Origin of the sequence: Streptomyces sp. enrichment culture (genome assembly GCF_964273255.1) — a bacterium.
Lineage (GTDB): Bacteria > Actinomycetota > Actinomycetes > Streptomycetales > Streptomycetaceae > Streptomyces.
The window spans coordinates 582,367-602,258 of the sequence record NZ_OZ186835.1 but is presented as its reverse complement, the minus strand read 5'-3'; the positions used below and the strand labels follow the sequence as shown (position 1 = coordinate 602,258).

At 74.6% G+C, this 19,892-nt stretch carries 16 protein-coding genes and 3 pseudogenes; 2 read left to right on the top strand and 17 right to left on the bottom strand.

The genetic code is table 11. The features are described 5' to 3' along the window. Positions 1-255: 255 nt before the first annotated feature. Positions 256-1,776 carry a GH39 family glycosyl hydrolase gene (locus tag ACSU53_RS02695; RefSeq protein ID WP_437024548.1) on the top strand — a complete coding sequence of 507 codons (1,521 nt, stop codon included), beginning with the start codon at positions 256-258 and terminating at the stop codon, positions 1,774-1,776. 22 nt (positions 1,777-1,798) lie between these two features. After that, a complete protein-coding gene (locus ACSU53_RS02690; protein WP_437024547.1) occupies positions 1,799-2,695 on the top strand; it encodes a fructosamine kinase family protein in 897 nt (298 codons plus the stop codon). A gap of 216 nt (positions 2,696-2,911) precedes the next feature. On the opposite strand, the pseudogene ACSU53_RS02685 reads toward ACSU53_RS02690, so the two are convergent. The 17 genes and pseudogenes from ACSU53_RS02685 to ACSU53_RS02605 form a co-directional block, all read right to left on the bottom strand. Beyond that, positions 2,912-3,241, bottom strand: a pseudogene (locus ACSU53_RS02685) (alpha/beta fold hydrolase); the annotation flags it as partial. A gap of 367 nt (positions 3,242-3,608) precedes the next feature. Then, positions 3,609-3,806 (bottom strand): annotated as a pseudogene (locus tag ACSU53_RS02680) (class II fructose-bisphosphate aldolase); the annotation flags it as partial. Beyond that, positions 3,787-4,545, bottom strand: a complete 759-nt coding sequence (locus tag ACSU53_RS02675; RefSeq protein ID WP_437024546.1) for a 1-phosphofructokinase family hexose kinase — start codon at positions 4,543-4,545, stop codon at positions 3,787-3,789. The gene ACSU53_RS02675 and the pseudogene ACSU53_RS02680, both read right to left, overlap by 20 nt. 11 nt (positions 4,546-4,556) lie before the next feature. After that, positions 4,557-4,961, bottom strand: a pseudogene (locus tag ACSU53_RS02670) (SIS domain-containing protein); the annotation flags it as partial. A gap of 21 nt (positions 4,962-4,982) precedes the next feature. Further along, entirely contained in the window at positions 4,983-6,026 is a 1,044-nt protein-coding gene (locus tag ACSU53_RS02665) for an amidohydrolase family protein (RefSeq protein WP_360598051.1), read from the bottom strand. Positions 6,027-6,230: 204 nt separating this feature from the next. Further along, positions 6,231-6,740, bottom strand: a complete 510-nt coding sequence (locus ACSU53_RS02660; protein ID WP_164333805.1) for a GbsR/MarR family transcriptional regulator — start codon at positions 6,738-6,740, stop codon at positions 6,231-6,233. A 15-nt stretch (positions 6,741-6,755) separates the two neighbouring features. Next, the gene (locus ACSU53_RS02655) at positions 6,756-7,595 is read right to left on the bottom strand and encodes an alpha/beta fold hydrolase (RefSeq protein WP_164333806.1); all 840 of its coding nucleotides are present in this window, start codon (positions 7,593-7,595) and stop codon (positions 6,756-6,758) included. 185 nt (positions 7,596-7,780) lie between these two features. Beyond that, the gene (locus tag ACSU53_RS02650) at positions 7,781-8,674 is read right to left on the bottom strand and encodes an enoyl-CoA hydratase/isomerase family protein (protein ID WP_164333807.1); all 894 of its coding nucleotides are present in this window, start codon (positions 8,672-8,674) and stop codon (positions 7,781-7,783) included. After that, positions 8,671-10,338 (bottom strand): ATP-dependent acyl-CoA ligase, encoded by a 1,668-nt coding sequence (locus ACSU53_RS02645; protein ID WP_437024545.1) that lies wholly within the window; start codon positions 10,336-10,338, stop codon positions 8,671-8,673. The genes ACSU53_RS02650 and ACSU53_RS02645 overlap by 4 nt, the downstream gene beginning before the upstream one ends. Beyond that, complete coding sequence (locus tag ACSU53_RS02640; protein WP_437024544.1) at positions 10,335-12,077, bottom strand: CocE/NonD family hydrolase; 1,743 nt, start codon at positions 12,075-12,077, stop codon at positions 10,335-10,337. The genes ACSU53_RS02645 and ACSU53_RS02640 overlap by 4 nt, the downstream gene beginning before the upstream one ends. Then, entirely contained in the window at positions 12,077-12,892 is an 816-nt protein-coding gene (locus ACSU53_RS02635) for an SDR family oxidoreductase (RefSeq protein ID WP_360598058.1), read from the bottom strand. The genes ACSU53_RS02640 and ACSU53_RS02635 overlap by 1 nt, the downstream gene beginning before the upstream one ends. After that, on the bottom strand, positions 12,889-14,490 hold the full coding sequence (locus ACSU53_RS02630) for an SDR family oxidoreductase (protein WP_360598060.1): 1,602 nt from the start codon (positions 14,488-14,490) through the stop codon (positions 12,889-12,891). The genes ACSU53_RS02635 and ACSU53_RS02630 overlap by 4 nt, the downstream gene beginning before the upstream one ends. After that, a complete protein-coding gene (locus tag ACSU53_RS02625; RefSeq protein ID WP_437024543.1) occupies positions 14,487-15,767 on the bottom strand; it encodes a beta-ketoacyl synthase in 1,281 nt (426 codons plus the stop codon). The genes ACSU53_RS02630 and ACSU53_RS02625 overlap by 4 nt, the downstream gene beginning before the upstream one ends. After that, positions 15,757-17,145, bottom strand: a complete 1,389-nt coding sequence (locus ACSU53_RS02620; protein WP_164333307.1) for a beta-ketoacyl synthase N-terminal-like domain-containing protein — start codon at positions 17,143-17,145, stop codon at positions 15,757-15,759. Before ACSU53_RS02620 ends, ACSU53_RS02625 begins: the two co-directional genes overlap by 11 nt. Continuing rightward, positions 17,142-17,966, bottom strand: coding sequence for an SDR family NAD(P)-dependent oxidoreductase (locus ACSU53_RS02615; RefSeq protein ID WP_164333308.1), 825 nt, complete (start codon positions 17,964-17,966; stop codon positions 17,142-17,144). Before ACSU53_RS02615 ends, ACSU53_RS02620 begins: the two co-directional genes overlap by 4 nt. Further along, on the bottom strand, positions 17,963-18,874 hold the full coding sequence (locus tag ACSU53_RS02610) for an SDR family oxidoreductase (protein ID WP_164333309.1): 912 nt from the start codon (positions 18,872-18,874) through the stop codon (positions 17,963-17,965). Before ACSU53_RS02610 ends, ACSU53_RS02615 begins: the two co-directional genes overlap by 4 nt. Next, the gene (locus tag ACSU53_RS02605) at positions 18,867-19,835 is read right to left on the bottom strand and encodes a ketoacyl-ACP synthase III (protein ID WP_164333310.1); all 969 of its coding nucleotides are present in this window, start codon (positions 19,833-19,835) and stop codon (positions 18,867-18,869) included. The genes ACSU53_RS02610 and ACSU53_RS02605 overlap by 8 nt, the downstream gene beginning before the upstream one ends. Between the last annotated feature and the right edge of the window lie 57 nt (positions 19,836-19,892).

The following is a 19,892-nucleotide window of genomic DNA, read 5'->3' as shown; positions in this document are numbered from 1 at the left end:
GTTGCCCAATCGTTACCGACCCGGCCGACGCCGTCCGTGATGACGGACAGGCCCGCTGACAAGGCACTGCGTACCCCGCCGCACCCCGCCCCGGCCCCGGGGCGCCGCACGCCCGCCCGGCAGGCCGTCCAGGCGTCTTGACACCGTTTTCGGCGTCTCCCTACGGTGCGCAGCACGTCGAGCGAGAGCCGGTCCGGTCCACCCGCCCGCCCCCGGCGTGCCCCGCCCGCTTCCCACCGCAGCGAAGGAACCCCCATGCGGATCGCCGTCCCCCGGCAGCCGACAGCCCGGCTCTCCGACGCCTGGCGCCACTGCGTCGGCACCGGCCGGTTCGACCTCGCGCTGCGGCGCGACCACTACGAGTCGCTCGCCCTCGTGCAGCGGGAGATCGGCTTCCGCCACATCCGCGGCCACGGCCTGCTCAGCGACGGAACGGGCGTCCACCAGCCCTACGAACACGCCGGCGAGCGGCGCGTGCGCCACGCCTTCACCTACGTCGACCAGGTCGTCGACACCTACCTGGAGCTGGGCATCGCGCCCTTCCTCGAACTCGGCTTCATGCCCTCACAGCTCGCCTCCGGCGACGCCACCGTCTTCTGGTGGAAGGGCAACATCACCCCACCCCGCGACGAGAAGGAGTGGGCGGCCCTCGTCCGCGCCGTCGTCGGGCACCTGGTCGACCGCTACGGCATCGACCAGGTGCGCCGCTGGCCGATCGAGGTGTGGAACGAGCCCAACCTGGAGGCGTTCTGGTCCGCCGGCCAGGACGCCTACCACCGCCTCTACGAGGTCACCGCCCGGGCCGTCAAGGAGGTCGACGCCGAACTCCAGGTCGGCGGGCCCTCACTGGCGCCGGGCTACCAGGACGAGTGGATCGAACGCTTCGCCGAGTTCGTCGACACCCGTGACCTGCCGATCGACTTCGTCAGCCGCCACGCCTACTCCTCCGGCCCCGTCCAGCCCGTGCCGTTCGGCGCCCACCAGACCCTCATGCCGGCGTCCGCCCTGCTGGAACAGTTCGGCGCCCCCCGGCGGCAGCTGGCGGGCACCGGGCTCGCCGGACTGCCGCTGCACATCACCGAGTTCAACTCCGCCTACCGCCCGGACAACCCCGTCCACGACACCGCGTTCCACGCCGCCTACCTCGCGCCCGTCCTGGTGAACGGGGGCGACCTCGCGGACTCGTTCTCGTACTGGACGTTCTGCGACGTCCTCGAGGAAGTGGGCGTCCCCACCACGCCGTTCCACGGCGGCTTCGGTCTGCTGGCCCACCGTCAGATCAAGAAACCCACCTACCACCTGTACACCTTCATGGCCGCGATGGGGGAGCAGATCCTCGCCCGGGGCGAGGACCACCTGGTGACCCGCCACGACGACGGACGCGTCACCGTCCTGGCCTGGGCGCCGGCGGACCCCGGCGGCGGCGAACCCGTCGACGGCCACACCGTCCGGCTGTCCCTGCCCCTCGGCACCCCGGACACGCGGGGCTCCGCCTTCGCCCTGCGCCGCTCCGTGAGCGAGGACGCCGGCAACCCCTGGGCCGCCTGGCGCGAGATGGGCCGGCCGCTCGCCCCCGACCACCGCCGCCTGGACGCCCTGCGCGAGGCCGCCGAACCCGCCCGCTCCCACCGGAGCGTGCCCGTCACCGGCGGGAGGGCCGACGTGGACCTCGTCCTGGCCCGTCACGAGGTGACACTGCTGGAGCTCACCCCCGTCGTCGACGAGACACCGCAGTGGTGGAGCGACGACCGGCTGCTCGGCCTGGGGGATGCGTGACATCGCGCAGAGGACCACAGCCGTGACCGGAACACCTTCCTTCCTGCTGGAACACCTCCTCGAACGCCTCCGCACGGCCATACCGGCCGACGTCGTCGCTGTCGAACCGGTCACCGGGGGCCTCGCCGCCACCGCGGGCCTCGCACACCTCACCGACGGCACGTCGCTGTTCGTCAAGGCCTTCGCCGAGCCGCCGTCGGACGACGTCTTCGCCGCGGAGGCCGAAGGGCTCACCGTGCTGCGCGAGACGGGCGGCATCACCACACCCCGGATCGTCCACGCGGACCGCGACCTGCTCGCCCTGTCCGTACTGAGCCCCCGGCAGGACACCGTGGCCTTCTGGGAGCAGCTCGCGCACGCCCTCGCCCACCTGCACACCACCACGCGGCACCCCCGGTTCGGGTGGCACCGGGACAACTGGCTGGGCCGCCGCCGGCAGGTCAACACCTGGACCGACGACGGGTTCGAGTTCTTCGCCCGGCACCGTCTGCTGCGCTGGCTCCACGAGCCACGCGTCCGGGAGACGCTCGACGCCGCCGACCGGGCGGCCCTGGAACGCCTGTGCGACCGACTGCCCGAACTCCTGCCCGCCCGCCCCGCCTGCCTGACGCACGGCGACCTCTGGACGCAGAACGTCATGGCCGGCCCCGACGGCCGGCCCGCGCTGATCGACCCGGCCGTGTCGTACACGTGGGCCGAGACCGACCTCGCCCACCTGTGGACGACGGCGCCACCGCCCGAGGCACACGCGTTCTTCACCCGGTACGCCGAACTGACCGGGCTCGACCGCGACTGGCGCGCACGGATGCCGATCCTCCAGCTCCGTCAACACCTCGCCGTCATCGCCCAGTTCGACCCCGACTGGGGCGCCGCCGACCACGTCCGCGCCACCCTCGCCCCGTTCCGCCGACGGCCCTGAACCTCCGCCCCGAAGCCCCGCGGCCCGTAGCGGAACCGGCCGCCACCGCCACCGCCACCGCCCCACGCACCCTCTCCCGGCGCCGGCCGCGGGCGCGGTGGCGCGCCCCTTCGCCGGTGGTCACGAAGGGGCGCGCTGCCGGCGGTGGGACGCCGTCCGGGACGGATCAGGCCGACCCGTGACGCGGGTGGCGCGGGAGCCGCACGCGATCCACCGTCACTTCGCGAGGAAGTCGCGCAGTGCGGCGTTGACCTCGTCCCCGTGGGTCCAGAGCAGGCCGTGCGGCGCCCCCTCGATCTCGACGTAGTCGGCCTCCGGGACGGCCCGGTGGAACCGGCGTCCGGTGACGTCGACCGGGAGGATGTTGTCCTTGGTGCCGTGCAGGATCAGCACCGGCCTGCCGCTCGCGCGGACCGCCTCGACATCGGCGCGGAAGTCCTCGATCCAGGCCGGCACCACCGCGTACGCGGCGACCGGAGCGCTGCGGATCGCGGTGTTCCAGCCCCCGGTGACGGCCTCCTCGCTGATCCGTGTGCCGAGGTTCTCGCCCGCGCGAGCTCGGGGATGTACCCCGCCTGCTCACCGGAGGTGTCCGCCTCCACATCGCCCAGTGCCTCGGCCAGGTAGTCGGGAATGATGGGACGCCGCGGCGGCCATCCGCCGCCCGTCCCGCGGCGGACTCAGGGCGTGCCCTGCCGTGTCGTGCCCGGCAGCGGCGAGGCGCCCGGTGCCGCTCTCCAGGGAGATCTCGTCGAACGCCGCTGCTTCTCCGGGGGGTCCCGGACCCGTCGGCACTGCCGGGCGAGCGTGTCGGGCCGGCGCGGTGTCAGGGCGTCGACGGACGTCCACCGAGGCACGCAGTTCGGCTATGAGGGCGAAGACCAGGACGGCGTCCCGGGTGGTCATGGCGTGGACCGATCGGCGGGAGGGCGCCGTGGTAGCGGACGGTGTTCTCGCTGATCTGGAGGATCACGGGCCGCCCCGCGGCTTCGGCCCCGCTCACGATGGCTTCGGCGTGCTCGAGCAGCACCACGTTGACCGCCCCGACGCCGACGCCGACGCCGGCTCGGGACGCGGGGCCGACGATGGCGTCAGTGGGGCCCAGGGGCATGGACGTCCTCCACGGTCACGGTGGTGCGGATGAGTTGATGGAGGCCGGTGTCGACGTCGCCGGCCAGGGGGCAGGGGACGGCGGCGGCCGACAGGGCCACGGCCTCGCGCAGGATGTCGGGCCAGCGGCCGCCGGCGGCCAGGCCCGCCGCGAGCGCGGCGACACACGCGTCGCCGGCCCCGGTGGGGTTGCCGGCGAGCCGTTCCGGCGGCGCGGCGCGCCAACTGCCGTCCGGGGTCACGGCGTGCAGGCCCTCGGGACCCGCCGACACCACGACGGCACGGGCTCCGAGGACGCGCAGGCGCGCCACTGCGGCCGGGACGTCCTCGTGTCCGGTGGCGGCGGAGAGCTCCGCGGTGTTGGGTTTGACGACGTCGGGACCGGCGCCCAGCGCGTCGAGCAGCGCGGAACAGCTGGTGTCCAGCACGGTGACCGCTCCGGCCCCGGCGGCGACGCGGATCAGGTGCGCGTACGCGTCGGACGGCAGCCCCGGCGGCAGGCTGCCGCAGAACGCGACCACCTTGAAGCCGCGCACCAGCGACGCGAAGCGGTCGGTGAAGGCACCCCACTCCTGCGCGGTCACCTGCGGACCGCGCTCGTTGAACACGGTGGCGTCGCCGTCCTCGTGGGACACCACGGTGACGGTCTGCCGCGAGTCGCCGGAGACGGGGACGAGCGCGTCGCGCAGTCCCGCGGCGCGCAGGTCGTCCCGCAGCAGCGCACCGGTGGGGCCGCCCACGAGGCCGGTGACGACCCCTCGTCGGCGAAGTCCAGGACGGCGACGGCGTCGGCGGCCCGTGTCACGGGGGACGCGGGGTCGGCGGTGACGGCGCCGGTGGCCATGGTGCCCCGGACACGGTGCAGCAGGCCGAGCACCTCGGTGGTGGTGCCGGACCGGGTGATCGCCAGGACCCGGTCGTAGGGCCTGCCGTACGGGAACTCCGAGGCGGCGTAGGCGTCGGTCTCTCCGTGACCGCCGCTCTCGCGCAGGACGGCGTAGGACTGGGCCATGAACCAGGAGGTGCCGCAGCCGACGACGGCGACGCGCTCGCCTCGTCGCGGCAGGGCCGCCGAGTGCTGGGGCAGCGACCGGGCGGCCCGGCGCCACACCGAGGGCTGGGAGTATCGAAACAGGGAGGCGTGACAAGGCGTCAGCGGTGACGGCCGACGGCTCGCTCAGCCCGGGTGCGCTCCGGCGGACCGGGCGACCAGCGCCCCGGCGTTGCCCGCGAGCCAGGCGGTGACCACGTCGTCCGGCAGCCCGAGCGCGGTCAGCTCGTCCGCCAGCGGCCCGGTCGGCCCGGGATTGACCCAGGTCGAGGTGCCGAACAGGACCCGGTCCCGGGCCAGCCCCCGGGCGTGGTGGAGCAGCGGCTCCCAGCCCGATCCGGGCTTGGGCATGTGCCGGGGCCGGTGCGAGGAGAACTCCAGGTAGACCCCCGGATGCCGGGCGGCGGTGAGCAGCGTCTCGCGCACGTCGGGCCAGCCCGCGTGCCCGGCGACGAGCAGCAGCTCGCGATGGCGGCCCGCCAGCGCTTCGACCGTACGCCAGCTTCCGAGGCCGCTGGGGTGGCTCCGGGCGAAGTGGTGACCGGTGTGCAGCCAGACCGGCAGCCGCGCCGACGCCGCCGCGTCCCAGACCGGCGCGAACCGCGGATCGGCCGGATCGGTGCCGTCCAGGAAGGGGATCACGCACAGCCCGGTCGCCCCCGCCGCCAGCGACCGCTCCAGTTCCCGCAGTGCGGCGGTCGGGTCGCGCAGGGAGATCCCGGCCCAGACATGGATCCGGTCGCGTACGTCCCGGACGGTCTCCAGCAGCCAATCGTTGACGGTCCGGCCGTCCGGCAGCCGCTCGGCCGAGCCCATGGCGAACTCCGCCGTCACACCCTGCCGTCGGCGGTCCGCGAGATGCGCGGCCAGGTCGAAGGGCGGCCGGCCCGGGGGCAGGAGCACGTCCACCGCGTCCTGCCAGCACACGGCCAGCGCGTCGCGGTACGCGGTGTGCGGGGCGTCGAAGTACCGGCAGAAGGAAGCGGAGAACACGTCCAGGTACTCGGGGGCGTTCTCGCCCAGCCGGTTCAGGTACACCCGCCAGGCCGCGTCGTCGTACACCAGCGAGCAGGCGTCCACGACCGGCGGGCGACTCGGGGCGGCGGGGCCCGCCACGGCGCCGGCCGCCGCTGTTCCGTTGCTCGGCACGAGGCCGCACGACACGTTCACGAGCACTCCGTCGAGAGTCGAGAGTCGAAAGTCGGGAGTCGGGAGTCGGGAGTCGGGAGTCGGAAGTCGGAAGTCGGAAGGAAGGGGGGCGGGAGGAGGGAGTGGGGCGTCGGAAGCAGGGAGCCGGGAGAGTGGGGGCGGGAGTCGGACATCGGAGAGTCAGGGGCGGAGCGCGCCGTCCGCCCGTGGGCGGCCGTCCCGGACTCAGGGGGCGGCGCGGCGGGCCTCCCATTCGGCCACCAGCGCCTCGGTCTGCTCCACGTACCCGTTGAACAGCTCGGCCAGCGACGCCAGCCGGTCCCGCGCCTCGCCGCGCGCCACCGGGATGCCCGAGCTCAGCGTCTCGGCGAACTTGCGCATGTGGGCGTTGTTCACCAGCAGCAGGTGGTGGAGGTCGCCCACCGCCTCGTAGTCGATCCGCCTGCTGCCGGGACGGGTGGAGCGCCGTACCAGAGCCCACGCCTCCAACTGGCGGGCGGCCACGCTCAGTCCGCTCTTGGCCTGGCCCAGTTCGCGGGTCATGGTGTCGAGGTCCACCGGCTTGTTGCGCAGCAGGAGGTAGCCGAAGAGGCGGCCGGTGGCCTGCGGGAGGCCCCAGCGCTCCATCAGCGAGCCCATCTCGCTGATGAGGGACGCCTCGGCGTCCCCGACCCCCTCGGAGCCGGAGGCACCGAGGGGACTCGCGTCGGGAGTGATGTCGTCGTGGTCAGTCATGGTCTCGTTGGGTTCTCAGGCCTTCAGGAAGGCGACGGTCAGCCGGTTGACCTCGTCGGGACGGTCCAGATTGGCGACGTGTCCGGCACCGGGGATCACATGGAACTCGCTGTGGGGATCGCGTTCGCTCCACCGTTCCATCGCCGAGCGGATGTTACCGGTGCCGTCGTGCTCACCGCAGAGCAGCAGCTCGGGCTTCTCCACGCGGTAGCCCGGGGAAGGGTCGATCGCGCGGGTCATGCCGTCCCAGGTGGTGAGGAAGGAACGCCGCCCGTTCGCCGCGAACGCCTCGTGCAGATACTCCCGGGCCCGCGGACTCTCCGCCGACGCCCGCGCCATCGACCGGGTCAGCCGGCCGAAGGGGACCAGCCGCATGAGGAGGCGCGAGAGGGTCAGTGTGCGCTGTTCGCGCCGGGTGATGGGCAGGGTGCTGGACGTGGAGCCGATCACCACCAGCGCGGAGACCTCCTCCGGCCGCCGGCGCAGGTACTCCTGGGCGATGTTGCCGCCCATGGACTGGCCCAGCAGCACCACGGGCCGCGGCATCCCGGCCGCGTCCAGCAGCGCCGCCAGGTCGTCCGCCGCGTGGACCGTGCGGAACCTGCCGGTGCGGGAGGCGGACGCCCCGTGGTAGCGGACGTCCCAGCGCAGGGTGCGGTAGCCCGCGTTCACCAAGGCCGGGATCTGCGGGTCGAACATGCGGTGGTCGGCCCCGGCGCCGTGGGTGAGGGCGATTCCCGGGCGGTCCGCCGCGCCGGCCGTCCAGTAGTGCAGCCGCGCACCGGAGGTGTCGAGGCTGTGCGCCGTCTCCTCGACCCCGGACCCGGCGACCGTCCGGCGCGCGGGGCCGGTCATCGTCCGGGTCCCTCGTCGCGGCCGGCGGCCGACGCGGGCAGGGCGGGGTGAGGGGGCGGCGAGGCCGCCCGGCGGGGGTGCCGCAGCGCTTCGTTCATCAGAATCAGAATACTCTATCCGTCGCGGCCGCAAAGGCGGACGGCCGCACCGGCCGGCCGGCGGTCCCGGCGGAGACACCGGAGCCCTCAGCCGCCGGTGAAGCGGGGCTGCCGCTTCTCCGCGAAGGCGGCCATCCCCTCGCGGGCGTCGGCCACCGTGGCGTGCGTCCTGAGGTGGTACGCGTCCTGGAGCCGCAGCCCGTACTCCGCCGGCTGGCCCCAGCTGCGCTCCCGCAGTTCCTTGAACAGCCCCACCGACGCGGTCGGAAGCGCGGCGAACCGGCCGGCCAGCTTCGCCAGTTCGCGGTCGAAATCCTCCGGTGCGCAGAGCCGGTCGAACAGGCCCAGGTGCACCGCCTCGTCCCCCGACACCATCCGCCCGGTGAGGTAGATCTCCGTCGCCCGCGCCGGACCGGTCAGCCGGGACATCAGCACCACGTTCCCCACATGGCCGACGCCGGCCAGACAACTGCCGATCGAGGCACGGGTGTCCGCCAGCCGGAAGTCGGCGGCGCAGGCGATCTCCGCCCCGGCGCCCGCCGCCGCGCCGGTCAGCCCCGCGATCACCGGCTTCGGCAGGTGCAGGATCGCCTCGCAGACCCGCAGGTAGTGCGCGTCCGAGGTGATCGGGTCGAAGGGGGTGTCCACCCGGTCGCCCAGCCGCCACCGCCGTACGCTCTCCACGTCGTCGCCCGCGCAGAACGCCCCACCGCTCCCGGTGAGCACGACCGTGCGCACCCGGCGGTCGTCCCCCGCGCACATCAGGCCGAGCAGGAGATGGCGGGAGAGCGCCAGATCGAGACTGTTGCGGCGGTGCGGCCGGTCCAGAGTCAGCGTGGCGACCCCGTCCACCAGCGAGGCTCGCAGCGGTACGTCCTCCTTGCCGTCCACCCGGTCGGCGAAGTCCGCGAACGACTCGGTCGCCGCCCCCGCCCACTCGGCCGCGGACCCCGGGCCCGCGTCGGTCACTCCCTGGCTCATACGATCCTCTCCCTGCGTACGCGGATGCCGGCGGCCTCGCGGTCCCACGTCCCCGCCACCACGCCCTCGGCGCGCAGCGTGTGCTTGGTGGGCTTGCCGGTCGGCGTCTTGGGCAGCTCCGGCAGCACCCGGACGTAGCGCGGCAGCATGAAGTGGGCCAGCCGCTCCCGGAGGAACTCCAGCAGCGCCGCCGGGTCGACCGGCGCCGCCGGGTCGCGGTCCGACACCACCAGCAGCACCTCGTCCTCGCCCTCGTCGCCGGGGACCGCCACCGCCGCCGCCTCCAGCACCCCCGGGTGGGCCACCGCCTGGGCCTCCACCTCGAAGGACGAGATGTTCTCGCCGCGCCGGCGGATGGCGTCCTTCTTGCGGTCCACGAAGACCAGCCCGCCGTCCGGCGCGCGCCGGAAGGTGTCCCCGGTGTGGAACCAGCCGTTGCGCCACACCGCGGCCGTCTCGGCCGGCCGCCCCAGATAGCCGCTCAGGAACGACCACGGCCGGTCCGCCCGCAGCACCAGCTCGCCCGCCTCGCCGTCCGGCACCTCCCGGTCGTGGTCGTCGACCACCCGGGCGGTGATGCCCGGCCGGGGGCGCCCGCAGTGCATCGGGACCCCCGGGCGATGGTCCGGCGCGGACAGCACCGGACACGACACCTCGGTCATGTTGAACAGCGCGCGGACCGACACCCCGAACCGCCGGGAGAACTCCTCAGCCCCCTCGGTGAACGGGATGACGTAGGCGGCCCGCAGCGGATGCGCGGTGTCCTGCGGCAGCGGCGGCTGCTTGAGCAGATAGGTCGCCATCACGCCGAGCAGCGTGCAGAGGGTCGTCCCCGTACGCCGGATCAGCGGCCAGAACTCACCGGTGCTGAAGGCGGGCACGACCGTCACCGAACCGCCGTGCACCAGCATCCCGTACGCCCCGATCGTGCCGCCCGCGTGGAACAGCGGCAGCTGGAGCAGATAGCGGTCCTGCGGTCCGGCCATGCCGTGGAAGGCGGCGGTGCAACTGCTGTACAGGTGCGCGTAGGAGGAGACGACCCCTTTGGAGGGGCCGGTCGTCCCGGAGGTGTAGATGACGGTCTGCGGGTCCCACGGCTGCGGCGCGGGCACCGGCTCGGTGAACTCCGCCCGGTCCGCCCGCAGTCCCGTCTCCACCCGGTAGCGCGCGGAGAGCCGCCCGGCGAGCGCCGCCACCTCCTGTGGCGTGTCGTCGGGACCGGGCAGCAGCACCACCGTGCGCACCGACCCGGCCCGCTCGTCCGCCTGCGCCAGCCGGGCCGCCAGCGACGGCCGGCAGACCAGCACCGCGGCCCCGCTGTCGGCGATCACCTGGCGCAGGATCGCGCCCCGGTAGGCGATGTTCAGCGGCACCAGCACCGCGCCCGCCAGGTTGACCCCGTACCAGACGCGCAGCGCGTCCGGCCCGTTGGGCAGCCAGCTCAGCACCAGCTCCCCGGAGGCGACGCCCAGCGCCTGGAGCGCGGCGGCCGTCTCCTCGGTCTCCCGAAGGGTGCGCGCGTACGACCAGGTGTCGCCGTCCGGCATCAGCGCGTACGGCGCCGTCGGCGTGGCGGCGGCGCGGCGGCGGAGCAGGGGTCCGAGGACGCACTGCTCGGCCGTCGGCACGTCGGCGGACGCCGGATCGAGTATGTCCTCGCTCACGCGGTCTCCCCGGCCCCTGGGGCGGGCAGCACCTGCAACCGCAGCACACTGTGGTAGGGGCCCCCGTGCCAGACCGTCTGCCGTGCGGGCCGGCAGTGGTCCGCCTCGCCGACCGGACCCGGAAGGTTGGGATGCCGGTCCAGGTGGGGGAAGTTGCTGCTGGTGACGTGGACGCGCAGCCGGTGCCCGGGGGCGAAGCGCCACGCGGTGTCACCGAGCAGCAGATCGGCGTCGTACGGCTCCTCCTGCGGGGCGCCTCCCGCGCCCTCCAGCCGGAGACTGGCCTCGGCCACGAGCAGTGAACGCCCGTCCGGGCACACGTCGGTGAGCTTGGCGACCACGGCGGTGGCGGGCGCGTCCGAGCCGAAGCGGAGCCGCAGCCGCTGTCGGCCCACGACGTCCAGCGGCTCGGTGAGCGGCTCGGAGGTGTACAGGAGCACGTCCGGTCTGCTCTCCAGGTGCGCCTGGTTGAGAGGACCCGCCGCCAGCCGGCCCAGCTGGAGCACCCGCCCGCCGTGCGAGGGCACCGGGTCCTCCGGGTCGTAGGTGAACGCGTCCCGCCCCACGCCCCCGGGAGGCGGTGCGGACAGAAGCCGGCCGCCCTCCCCGTCGCCCTCCGGACCCGCCAGGTACCAGGAGGCGTCCACGGCCTCGGGTGGCGGCCAGCTCTCGGCCCGGTGCCAGGTGTCGTCACCGAAGAGGAAGTACCGGACGTCCCCGCCCGCGGCCTGTCCGGCGCCGTCACCGCCCGTGGCCGTGGCCTGCCCCGTGTCGGGTCCGGCCGGCCGCAGATGGCGGTCGAAGAAGTCCAGATGCAGATCGGCCAGCCGCGCGCCCTGCGCCGAACCGTACGGGCCCGTGTTCACCTCGCCCTGCACCTGCGGCAGCTGACCGGAGTGCACCCAGGGCCCGACGACCAGCTCGTGCCGCCCCGCCACCGGGTCCTGGGCGCGCACCGCACGGTGCAGTTCGATCGTGCCGTAGGAGAACACGTCGTACCAGCCGCCCACCGAGAAGGTGGGCACGCCGACGTCGCCGATGCGGTAGTCGGCCACCGTCGCCGTCTTCCCCGCGAAGACGTCCCGGAGCCGGCCGGGGAACCCCTCGAAGTCGAGGACGGCCGACAACGGCAGGCGGCGCAGCGGCACGTCGGGCGTGGTGAGGAGCTGCACGACCTCGGCGACGACCGCCGCGTCCACCGGATCGCCCGCCGCGGCCCGGCGCTGCACCCACTCCAGCGCCGTCAGACCGAGCCAGCTCGTGAGGTGGTCCAGCCGCAGGCAACCGCCCAGCTGTTCGGCGTCGAAGGCCGCGGAGGTCGACATCGCGGGCGCGATGGCCCGCAGGTGCGGCGGCTTCTCCATGGCGGCCAGCCACTGGACGATCGCCTGGTACGAGGTGCCCGCCATGGCCACGTTCCCGTCGCACCACGGCTGCCGCGCGGCCCACTCGACCGTGTCGTAACCGTCCGGGCCCTCCTGCGCCCAGTCCAGCGGGGCCCACTCGCCCTCCGAGGCGAACCGGCCACGGGTGTCCTGCACCACCGCCGCGTACCCCCGGTCCACGCACTGGGACGGGGTCAGGGTGGCCAGTCCCAGGGCGGACTTGCCGTACGGCGTGCGGAAGAGGACGGCGGGCGAGGGCGCCGCGTCGGCGGGCCGCCAGACATCGGCCCGCAGCACCGTTCCGTCGCGCATCTCCACCGGCACGTCGTGCTCGATGAGGGTGGTCCTGCCCATCAGCGGTTCTCCTCGGGGGCCGGTCCGGCGCTCCCGGCGCGGGAGCGGTTCAGATGGCGGGTCATGGCGTCACCGGCGGCGGCCCGGCTCGCCGAGGGCTCGACGCGGACCAGCGGGCCCACGCTCATCCGGGCCGGCCGGTCCAGCAGCCACGCGACGGTGTCCGCGACGTCCTCCGCGTCCAGGACCTCCTCCTCGGGAACGCCGAGGTCGCCGGGCCGGGCCGCGAGCCGGGTGGAGACCCAGCCCGGGGCGACGGCGACCGCGCGGACACCGAAGTCGCGGTTCTCCTCGTGGATCAGTTCGGTGAGCCGGTGCACGGCGTGCTTGCTGACGCCGTAGGCGCCACTGCCCGGCACCACCTCCGAGCCGACGCCCGAGCCGATGTTCACGACCCAGCCGTGGCCGCGTTCCCGCATCCCCGGCAACACCGCGCGGGCCAGCAGGAACGGCACGGTGAGGTTCACCCGCACCTGCCGCTCCCAGTGCCGCTCCTCGGTCTCGTGGACGGCGGCCAGCCGGATGGCGCCGGCGCTGCACACCAGCAGCCCCACCGGCCCCAGCGCGGCGGCGGTCGCGGCGACCGCTTCGGCGGGGGCGCCGGGCTCGGCGAGGTCCAGGGCGACCGGCAGCGCGGTCCCCCCGGCCTCGCGGATCGACTCCGCGACCTCCTTCAGCTCGGCCTCCCGCCGGCCGACCAGCGCCACGGCGCTGCCGCGGGCGGCCAGGCGGCGTGCGACCGCGGCCCCGATGCCCGAGGAGGCGCCGGCGACGAGGGCGACCGGAGGGCCGCCCGCCACTCCCGCGGCGCTCACCGCTGCTCTCCCCGCGCCGCATCCGACGGCGCGGCCTGAGCGGACGCCGGTTCCGGGTAGCCCGGCCGCAGCGGCGCCACGTCGCCGAGGCCGAAGCCGCCGTCCGCGCGCAGCACCGCACCGGTCGTCCGGGCGGCCGAACCGCTGAGCAGATGGCCGAGGACGGCCGCGACCTCACGCGGGTCGCCGACCCGTCCGGCCGGTATCCGGCTGATCCAGCCGCGCCGGTGCTCGGGGCCCGCCGCGTCACCCATCGGCGTCTCGATGATGCCGGGGGCCACGCAGTTGGCGCGGATGCCGTGGCGGGCCAGCGAGACCGCGAGGCACCGGATGTACTGCGCCATCGCCGCCTTGCTCGCCCCGTAGTACTCCAGCCCCGCGACCGGGCTGAGCGTGGAGCTGACCGAGGAGACCCCGACCACCGCGCCGGCCGTCCCCTCGTCCCGCCAGCGGGCCGTCAGGTACTCGGTGACCGCGACGAAGCCGTGCAGGTTCACGGCGAAGGTCCGGGCGGCGGAGGCGGGGTCGCCGCCGACCGCGCTGAAGCCCAGGTGCCCGGCCGCGTACAGCAGTGAGGTGACGCCGTCGGCCGTCCGCCAGGCGCGCTCGCCGAGCGATGCGGCGTCCTCGGCGTCGGAGAGGTCGCAGCGCAGCGCCCACGCCCGGCGGCCGCGGTCCTCGACGCCGGCGGCGACCTCCTCCAGCGCCGAGGTCCGGCGCGCCGCCAGCACCACGTCCGCGCCGCGCCCCGCCAGATGGAGGGCGGCGGCCCGGCCGATACCGCTGCTGGCCCCCGCCACCAGGACCGTACGTCCCAGGAGGTCCTGGCCGGTGACCGGCTCCGGGGCCGGATGCGAGGCCGCGGCGCCGCGACGCGGCGCGGGGACGGCGGGCGGCCCGGCGGGCAGCGACGGGATGTGGCCCAGCCCCGCGCCTCCGTCGGCCGGCAGTGTCTCCCCGACCAGGTACGAGCATCCCTCGGAGACCAGGAAGGCCACGCCGGCGGCCACGTCGGCGGCCGTGGTGGTCCGGCGCTGCACGAGATAGCGCAGCAGGCCGGCCTCGGCGGCGGGGGAGAGGCGGTGGCCCAGGCCGGGGGAGTAGCCGGTGACCACGGTGTTGCCGACGACGCCGCGCCCGGCGACCTCGGTGACCAGGTGCTGCCACCAGGCCCGGTCGGCGGCCAGCCGGGCGTGCCGGCCGGGGTCGGTCCCGGCGTGCGGCTCGCCCGTCGCATCGGTCACCAGGACCAGGCGGCCCCGGCCTGCCGACGCCATCGCCAGGGCGGCCGACCGGATGCGTGCCCGGTCCAGTCCCGGCGAGTGCTCCGCGCCGTACGCCTCCTCGCCGAGCAGCAACGCGCAGTAGGCGGCCGGAGCGGGTTCCGCGGTGCGGGTCCGGCCGGTGCCGGGGGCATCGGGGGCATCGGGGGCTTCGGGGGAGAGCCCCAGCGCGCCGAGCGCGTCGGTGAGCGCGTCGACCGGAGTGCCCGGCGCCCCGGTGGCGTCGACGACCAGACGGGCGTCGACCGGCGCCCGCAGCGGGTCCCCCGCCACGGCCGTCCCGGGCCGCGCCGCCGTGCTGTGTACGTGGGTCATGGCAAGTCGCCGCCTTCGTATTCGATGAGCATGCTGGTGGCGTCACCGCCCGCCCCGGAGGCGAGCACCAGCGCGCTGTCGCCCCCGGTCGCCAGGCCGCCCGCGAGCACCGGATCGCCCGGCAGCGCCGCGTACGGCGTCAGGGTGTTGGCGCTGGGCGCGATCCGGCCGTGACGCAGCATCAGGAGGCTGCTGAGGAGTTTGACCAGGCCGCCGGTCCCGGCGACGTGTCCGAAGACCGCCTCCTGGTTGGTCAGCCGCAGCCCGCCCTCGTACCCCGTCGCCTTCCGTATGCCGGCCAGCGCCTGGCACAGGTGGTCCTCGACGAACCGGTTGCCGTCCGCGTAGTCGTTGACGAACGCCAGATCACCCGGCCCGCGCGAGGCCGACGCGAGCGTGGCCAGCACGTCGCCCACCACGTTGTCGGGCGGGCCGGTGGCGACGGTGGAGGGGCCGTTGGAGCGCGAGGTGCGCAGATGCGCGCGGTACCGCAGCCCCGGCCGGTCCCCGGTCGCCGCCGGGTCCTCCAGGACGACGGCGAGGGCGCCCTCCCCGGTGGCGTTGCCGGTCTGGATCTCGTCGTGCGGCCGGACGTCGGAGGGGTCGTCGGACAGCGAGGAGGCGCGGTAGCCGCTGCGCCCGGTGTGGCTGGTGCCGGCCACGAACACCGGGTCCACGGTGGTGTCCACACCGACGACGACGGCCCGGTCGATGTCCCCGCAGCGGAACATCTGCTGGACCAGGTGGAGCGTACGCAGCGCCACGTTGCAGGAGCCCGCCACGCTGAGCGTCTGGCAGGGGAGCCGCAGTCCGGAGGCGACGGTGCCGATCACGCTGGGCGGGGTCCCATTGAGCCAGTACTCCATGCCGAGGGCGGCGACGCCCTTCTCCCGGGCCAGCTCGTAGTAGCGCTCGGTCTCGGGGAAGGCGAACTGGAGCGAGCAGGCGACCAGCGCGGTGCGCTCGGCGTCGAGGTCCGCGGCGGTCAGCCCGGCCTGCTCCAGGGCCCGGGCGACCGCGCCCGTGGCCATCAGCCCGGCACGCGACGAACGGCGTATCTGCCGCTGGGAAAGCGGTAGTTCCTTCTCCGGGTCCCACTGGCCGACCGTTCCGGCGATCCGGAGGGGGAGGCCGGGACGGTCGTACGGGGAGAGGCAGCTCGTCCCGTCGCGCACCACCCGCCAGAAGGTGTCCAGGTCGGTGCAGGCACCGCCGTCCGGCCCCGGCAGCACGAACCCGGCGCCGGAGAGCCGCAGCAGGGGTGTCTCAGCAGGCATCGCCACCTCCCAGCAGCAGCGCGCTGTTGACCCCGCCCACCTGGTAGTTGAAGCTCAGCGCCCGGTCGAACCGCAGGGCACGCGTCGTGGTTCCCGGCACCGGGTCGAACGAGCAGACCGGTGACGGGTCCGTGCAGTTGGCGGTGGGGCAGACCGCCCCCTCCCGCATCATCATCAGCGTCAGCGCCGTGCCCAGCACGCCGAGCGGCGCACCGCTGTGCCCGAAGCACGCCTCCTGTGAGCTCACCAGCACCTGTGAGGACCTGTCACCCCACAGGGACCGGACGGCGTTGGACTCGATCCGGGTGAACAGCGCGTCGCCCTCGCCGCCCCCGTTGACGTACGGGATCCGCGCCAGGGAGGTGTGGTCGCCCAGGGCGCGGCGGGCCGCCTCGGCCAGCGCGGTGCCGCCGGTGTCGATGGCCACCGCGCTGTTGAGCCCGGAGCGTGTCGTGGCCTGGCCGAGGACCGCCCCGTGCGCGCGGGCGCCGCGTGCGGCGGCGTGTTCCCGGCTCTCCAGGATCAGGGTGACCGAGCCGTCGCCGTAGTTCATGCAGTCGCCCGCCGCGTCGTAGGGGCGCATCGGCCGGTCGTGGCGCGGCGCGGCCGGCGGATCGTCGTTGTGCCGCACGGTGACGGCCTCGCGCTCGACGACCTCCCGCAACCGGTGTCCGTGCAGCACCCGTTCGGTGTCGAAGCGGTCCACCCCGGTGACGACGACGAGGTCGCTCTGCCCGGCGGCGATCATCGTGCGGGCGATGCCGAGCAGCACCGAGGAGGAGGCGCAGCCGCAGCTCACCGTGTAGTTGGCGCCGGTGGAACCGAGCAACGCGGCCTGGACCGGACCGACGTCGCTGGAGGTGCCCGCCACCAGGAGCCGTACGAAAAGGGACTTGGCCTCCCTCGGGCCGACCGTCGCCGGATCGGCGTCGTGCCAGGCGCGGTAGCTGTCGTAGTTGCTGTCCACCCCCGCCCGCGCGGTCAGCACGTCCGCACCGCGCAGCTCGCCCGCCGTGTGGTCGAGGCCGGCGTCCCGGCAGGCTTCGACCAACGAGACCATCCCGTAGAGGTGGACGTCGGCGTAGCTGCGCAGATAGCGGGAGGGGACGTCCGGCAGCAGTTCCTCGAACGCCTCCCGGGCCCCGCGTACGGTGCCGTGGTGGAAGCCGTCGCGCTCGACATGACTGGCCCCGGTGGCGGCCGTCGCCCAGACCTGCCCGGCCGTGCGCACCGGCTCGTCCGCCGCGCCGGGCAGACAGAAGCCCATGCCGGTGACCAGCGCGTCCCGGGGGCCGGGGACCCAGGGGCGCGCCGCCGGGGCGAACGGGTCCTCGGGCGGTGCCGGTTCGCCCCGCGCCCGGCCGTACTCCTCGCTCACAGAGCCCCCGCGTCCACGTTGACGGCCTGCCCGGTCATCCCGCCGGACAGGTCGGAGAGCAGGAACAGCACCTGCGCCGCGATCTCCTCCGGGCGCACCAGACGGCGCAGGATGGTGCTGTTGACCGCCCGCTTCAGATACCGCTCCCAGGTCAGGTCCGCCGGACCGTGGTGCTTGGCGATGGCTGCCATGAACGGGTCGCCGTACCGTTCGCCGTCCGTGGCGGCCGGGCTGTCGGTGAGCCCGGGGCAGACCGCGTTGACCCGCACGCCGAAGGCGCCCAGCTCGGCGGCGAGCGCCTGCGTCAGGCCGTTCAGTCCGAACTTCGACGCGCAGTACGAGGTGTTGGCGGGCAGCCCGCGCTTCCCGGCGATGGAGGAGACCATCACGATGTTGCCCTCGCGCCGCTCCATCATCCCCGGCACGATCGCACGGGCGACCCGGAAGGCCCCCAGCAGATTGATGTCGAGGGTGGCCATCCACTGGTCCTCGTCCTGGTCGCACAGGAACGCCTGGTTGCGGGCCTCGCCCGCGCAGTGCACCAGCCGGTCGACCGGGCCGAGCCGCTCCTCGGCCTCGCGGACGCAGGCGCGCACGCTGTCGGGGTCGGTGAGGTCGCCGGGGACCGCCACCGCCCGTCCGCCGTCCGCCTCGATCCGCTCGGCCAGCAGCCGCAGCTCCTTCTCGCTGCGTGCCATGAGCGCCACCCGGGAGCCGTGGGCGGCGAGCATCGTCGCCAGGACGGCGCCGATGCCGCTGCTGGCGCCGGTCAGGAAGGTGGTCCTGCCCTGGAGCAGGGTGGGTGCGAAGCCGCTGGTCATGCTGTGTTCTCCGCTTTCTCGGGGAGGTCCGCCGTCGCGGCTGCCGTGCTGGTTACGGGGATCCGGTCGGCCGGGGGCAGGACGCGGGCCGGCAGCCCGCCCGCGTCGACCTCCAGCACCGTGCCGGTCACCGAGGGGTTGTCGGCGGCGAAGACGACCGCCTCCGCCACGTCCTTCTCGTCGCACCAGCGGCGCAGCGGCACATGGCGCCGCAGATCGGCCATGTAGGCCGCGTGCCGCTCGTTCGCCGCCGACCGGCGGCGCAGTGCCTCACCGTCGACGACTCCGGGCGCCACCGCGCTGACCCGGATGCCGTACTCGCCCAGCTCGGTCGCCCAGGTGCGGGTCAGCGCCTCCACCCCGGACTTGGCGGCGCAGTACGCCGACTGCCCGTACGCGCCCCTGCGCACGGTGGAGGAGATGTTGACGATGGCTCCGGGCGTGCCGGCGGCCAGCATCGTCTGCGCCGCGTGCCGGCCGACCAGGAAGGTGCCGGTGAGCAGGGAGGTCACCACCCGTTCGAAGTCCTCCAGCGGGTGCGGGGAGAGCAGGGGAGGCCCGTCGGGCCGTTCCCTGACGCTCACCAGGCGGCGGGAGAAGTTGCTGCCCGCGTTGTTGACGCAGAGCCCGAGCGGCGGGGCGTCCTCGGCCAGCCGCTCGAACAGGTCGGCCACGGAGCGCTCGTCGGTGACGTCCGCCCGCACGGCGTGCAGGGCGAGCCCGTCGTCGGCCGCCGCCTTCACGGCCGCGTCCAGGCTCTCGGGGTCGCGCCCGCAGATCACGGTGTGCCGGCCCGCCGCGGCCAGACGCCGGGCGATGGCCGCGCCCAGGCCCCGGCTGCCGCCGGTGACCAGGGCGGTCCCGCGGACGGCGTCGTGCCGCCCGGAAAGTGATGGCTGATCAGACACGGAAGAGCAGCCCCCCGTAGTACCAGCCGGAGCCCACCGTGGGCGTGTAGCAGAGGTCACCGGGTGTCAGCCGGCCGTCGCGCGCCATCTCGGACAGCACGATCGGCACCGAGGCGCTGCCGGTGTTCGCCCGGATCTCGTAGTTGGTGACGAAGCGCTCCTGCGGGATGGAGAGCCGCTCGCGCACCGCGGCGTGCAGCTGACCCGTGCCGGGATGCGGTACGACCCAGTCGATCTCGTCCATTTTGACGCCCGAGCGGGCCAGCATCCGGGCGGCCAGGTCGGCGTGCGAGGCGGCGGCGATGGAGACCAGCTCGCGGCTGCTCTTGATCCACCCGTTGGGCGGGTGGGCGGTGACCGTCTCCCGGCCGGAGCCGTCGCTGATCAGCAGCGAGTCCCACAGCCCCGCGTCCGGCTCCGCGCCGCGCGAGAGCACGGCCGCGCCGGCCGCGTCGCCCACGATCAGCTCGCCCTTGCTGCCGGGGCGCACCCGGCGCGAGAACCGCTCGCTGGAGACGACCAGCGCGTGCCGCCAGGCGCTGTGCGTGCCGAAGTACGCCGCCGCCGTCTGCACGCCGTGCACGAACCCCGTGCAGGCACCGCACACGTCGAAGGCCAGCGCCCGGCCGGCGCCCAGCAGATGGGCGGTGTGCGGGGCCCACTCGGGGACGAACTGGCGGTCCGTCCAGTTGCTGACGATCACCAGGTCCAGCTCGTCGGGCGTGACGCCGGCCTGCTCCAGCGCCGAGTGGGCGGCGCGCACCGCCATGTACGCGGGGGTCTCGTCCTCGTCCGCCACATGGCGGCTGCGGACGTCGAGCCGGCCGATGACGGCCTCGTCCACCGCGTTGCCCGCGGGGTCCTCGGCGCTGCCGTTCTCGAGAAGGAGGCGTGGGTAGTAGTGCCCGAACCCGGACAGGCGCAGTCCGCTCTCGCGCCACAGGGAGGTCTCGTCGTCCATCTCTCGTCTTCCCGTACTGTGCGGTGGTGCCGGCCACGGCCCGGCGGAGGGGGATGA

What these genes read in the sequence shown, in the direction of transcription:
- ACSU53_RS02695 (WP_437024548.1), top strand. Translation starts at nt 256, where the DNA reads ATGCGGATCGCCGTCCCCCGGCAGCCGACAGCCCGGCTCTCCGACGCC.
- ACSU53_RS02660 (WP_164333805.1), bottom strand. Translation starts at nt 6,740, where the DNA reads ATGACTGACCACGACGACATCACTCCCGACGCGAGTCCCCTCGGTGCC.
- ACSU53_RS02655 (WP_164333806.1), bottom strand. Translation starts at nt 7,595, where the DNA reads ATGACCGGCCCCGCGCGCCGGACGGTCGCCGGGTCCGGGGTCGAGGAG.
- ACSU53_RS02650 (WP_164333807.1), bottom strand. Translation starts at nt 8,674, where the DNA reads ATGAGCCAGGGAGTGACCGACGCGGGCCCGGGGTCCGCGGCCGAGTGG.
- ACSU53_RS02640 (WP_437024544.1), bottom strand. Translation starts at nt 12,077, where the DNA reads ATGGGCAGGACCACCCTCATCGAGCACGACGTGCCGGTGGAGATGCGC.
- ACSU53_RS02630 (WP_360598060.1), bottom strand. Translation starts at nt 14,490, where the DNA reads ATGACCCACGTACACAGCACGGCGGCGCGGCCCGGGACGGCCGTGGCG.
- ACSU53_RS02625 (WP_437024543.1), bottom strand. Translation starts at nt 15,767, where the DNA reads ATGCCTGCTGAGACACCCCTGCTGCGGCTCTCCGGCGCCGGGTTCGTG.
- ACSU53_RS02615 (WP_164333308.1), bottom strand. Translation starts at nt 17,966, where the DNA reads ATGACCAGCGGCTTCGCACCCACCCTGCTCCAGGGCAGGACCACCTTC.
- ACSU53_RS02605 (WP_164333310.1), bottom strand. Translation starts at nt 19,835, where the DNA reads ATGGACGACGAGACCTCCCTGTGGCGCGAGAGCGGACTGCGCCTGTCC.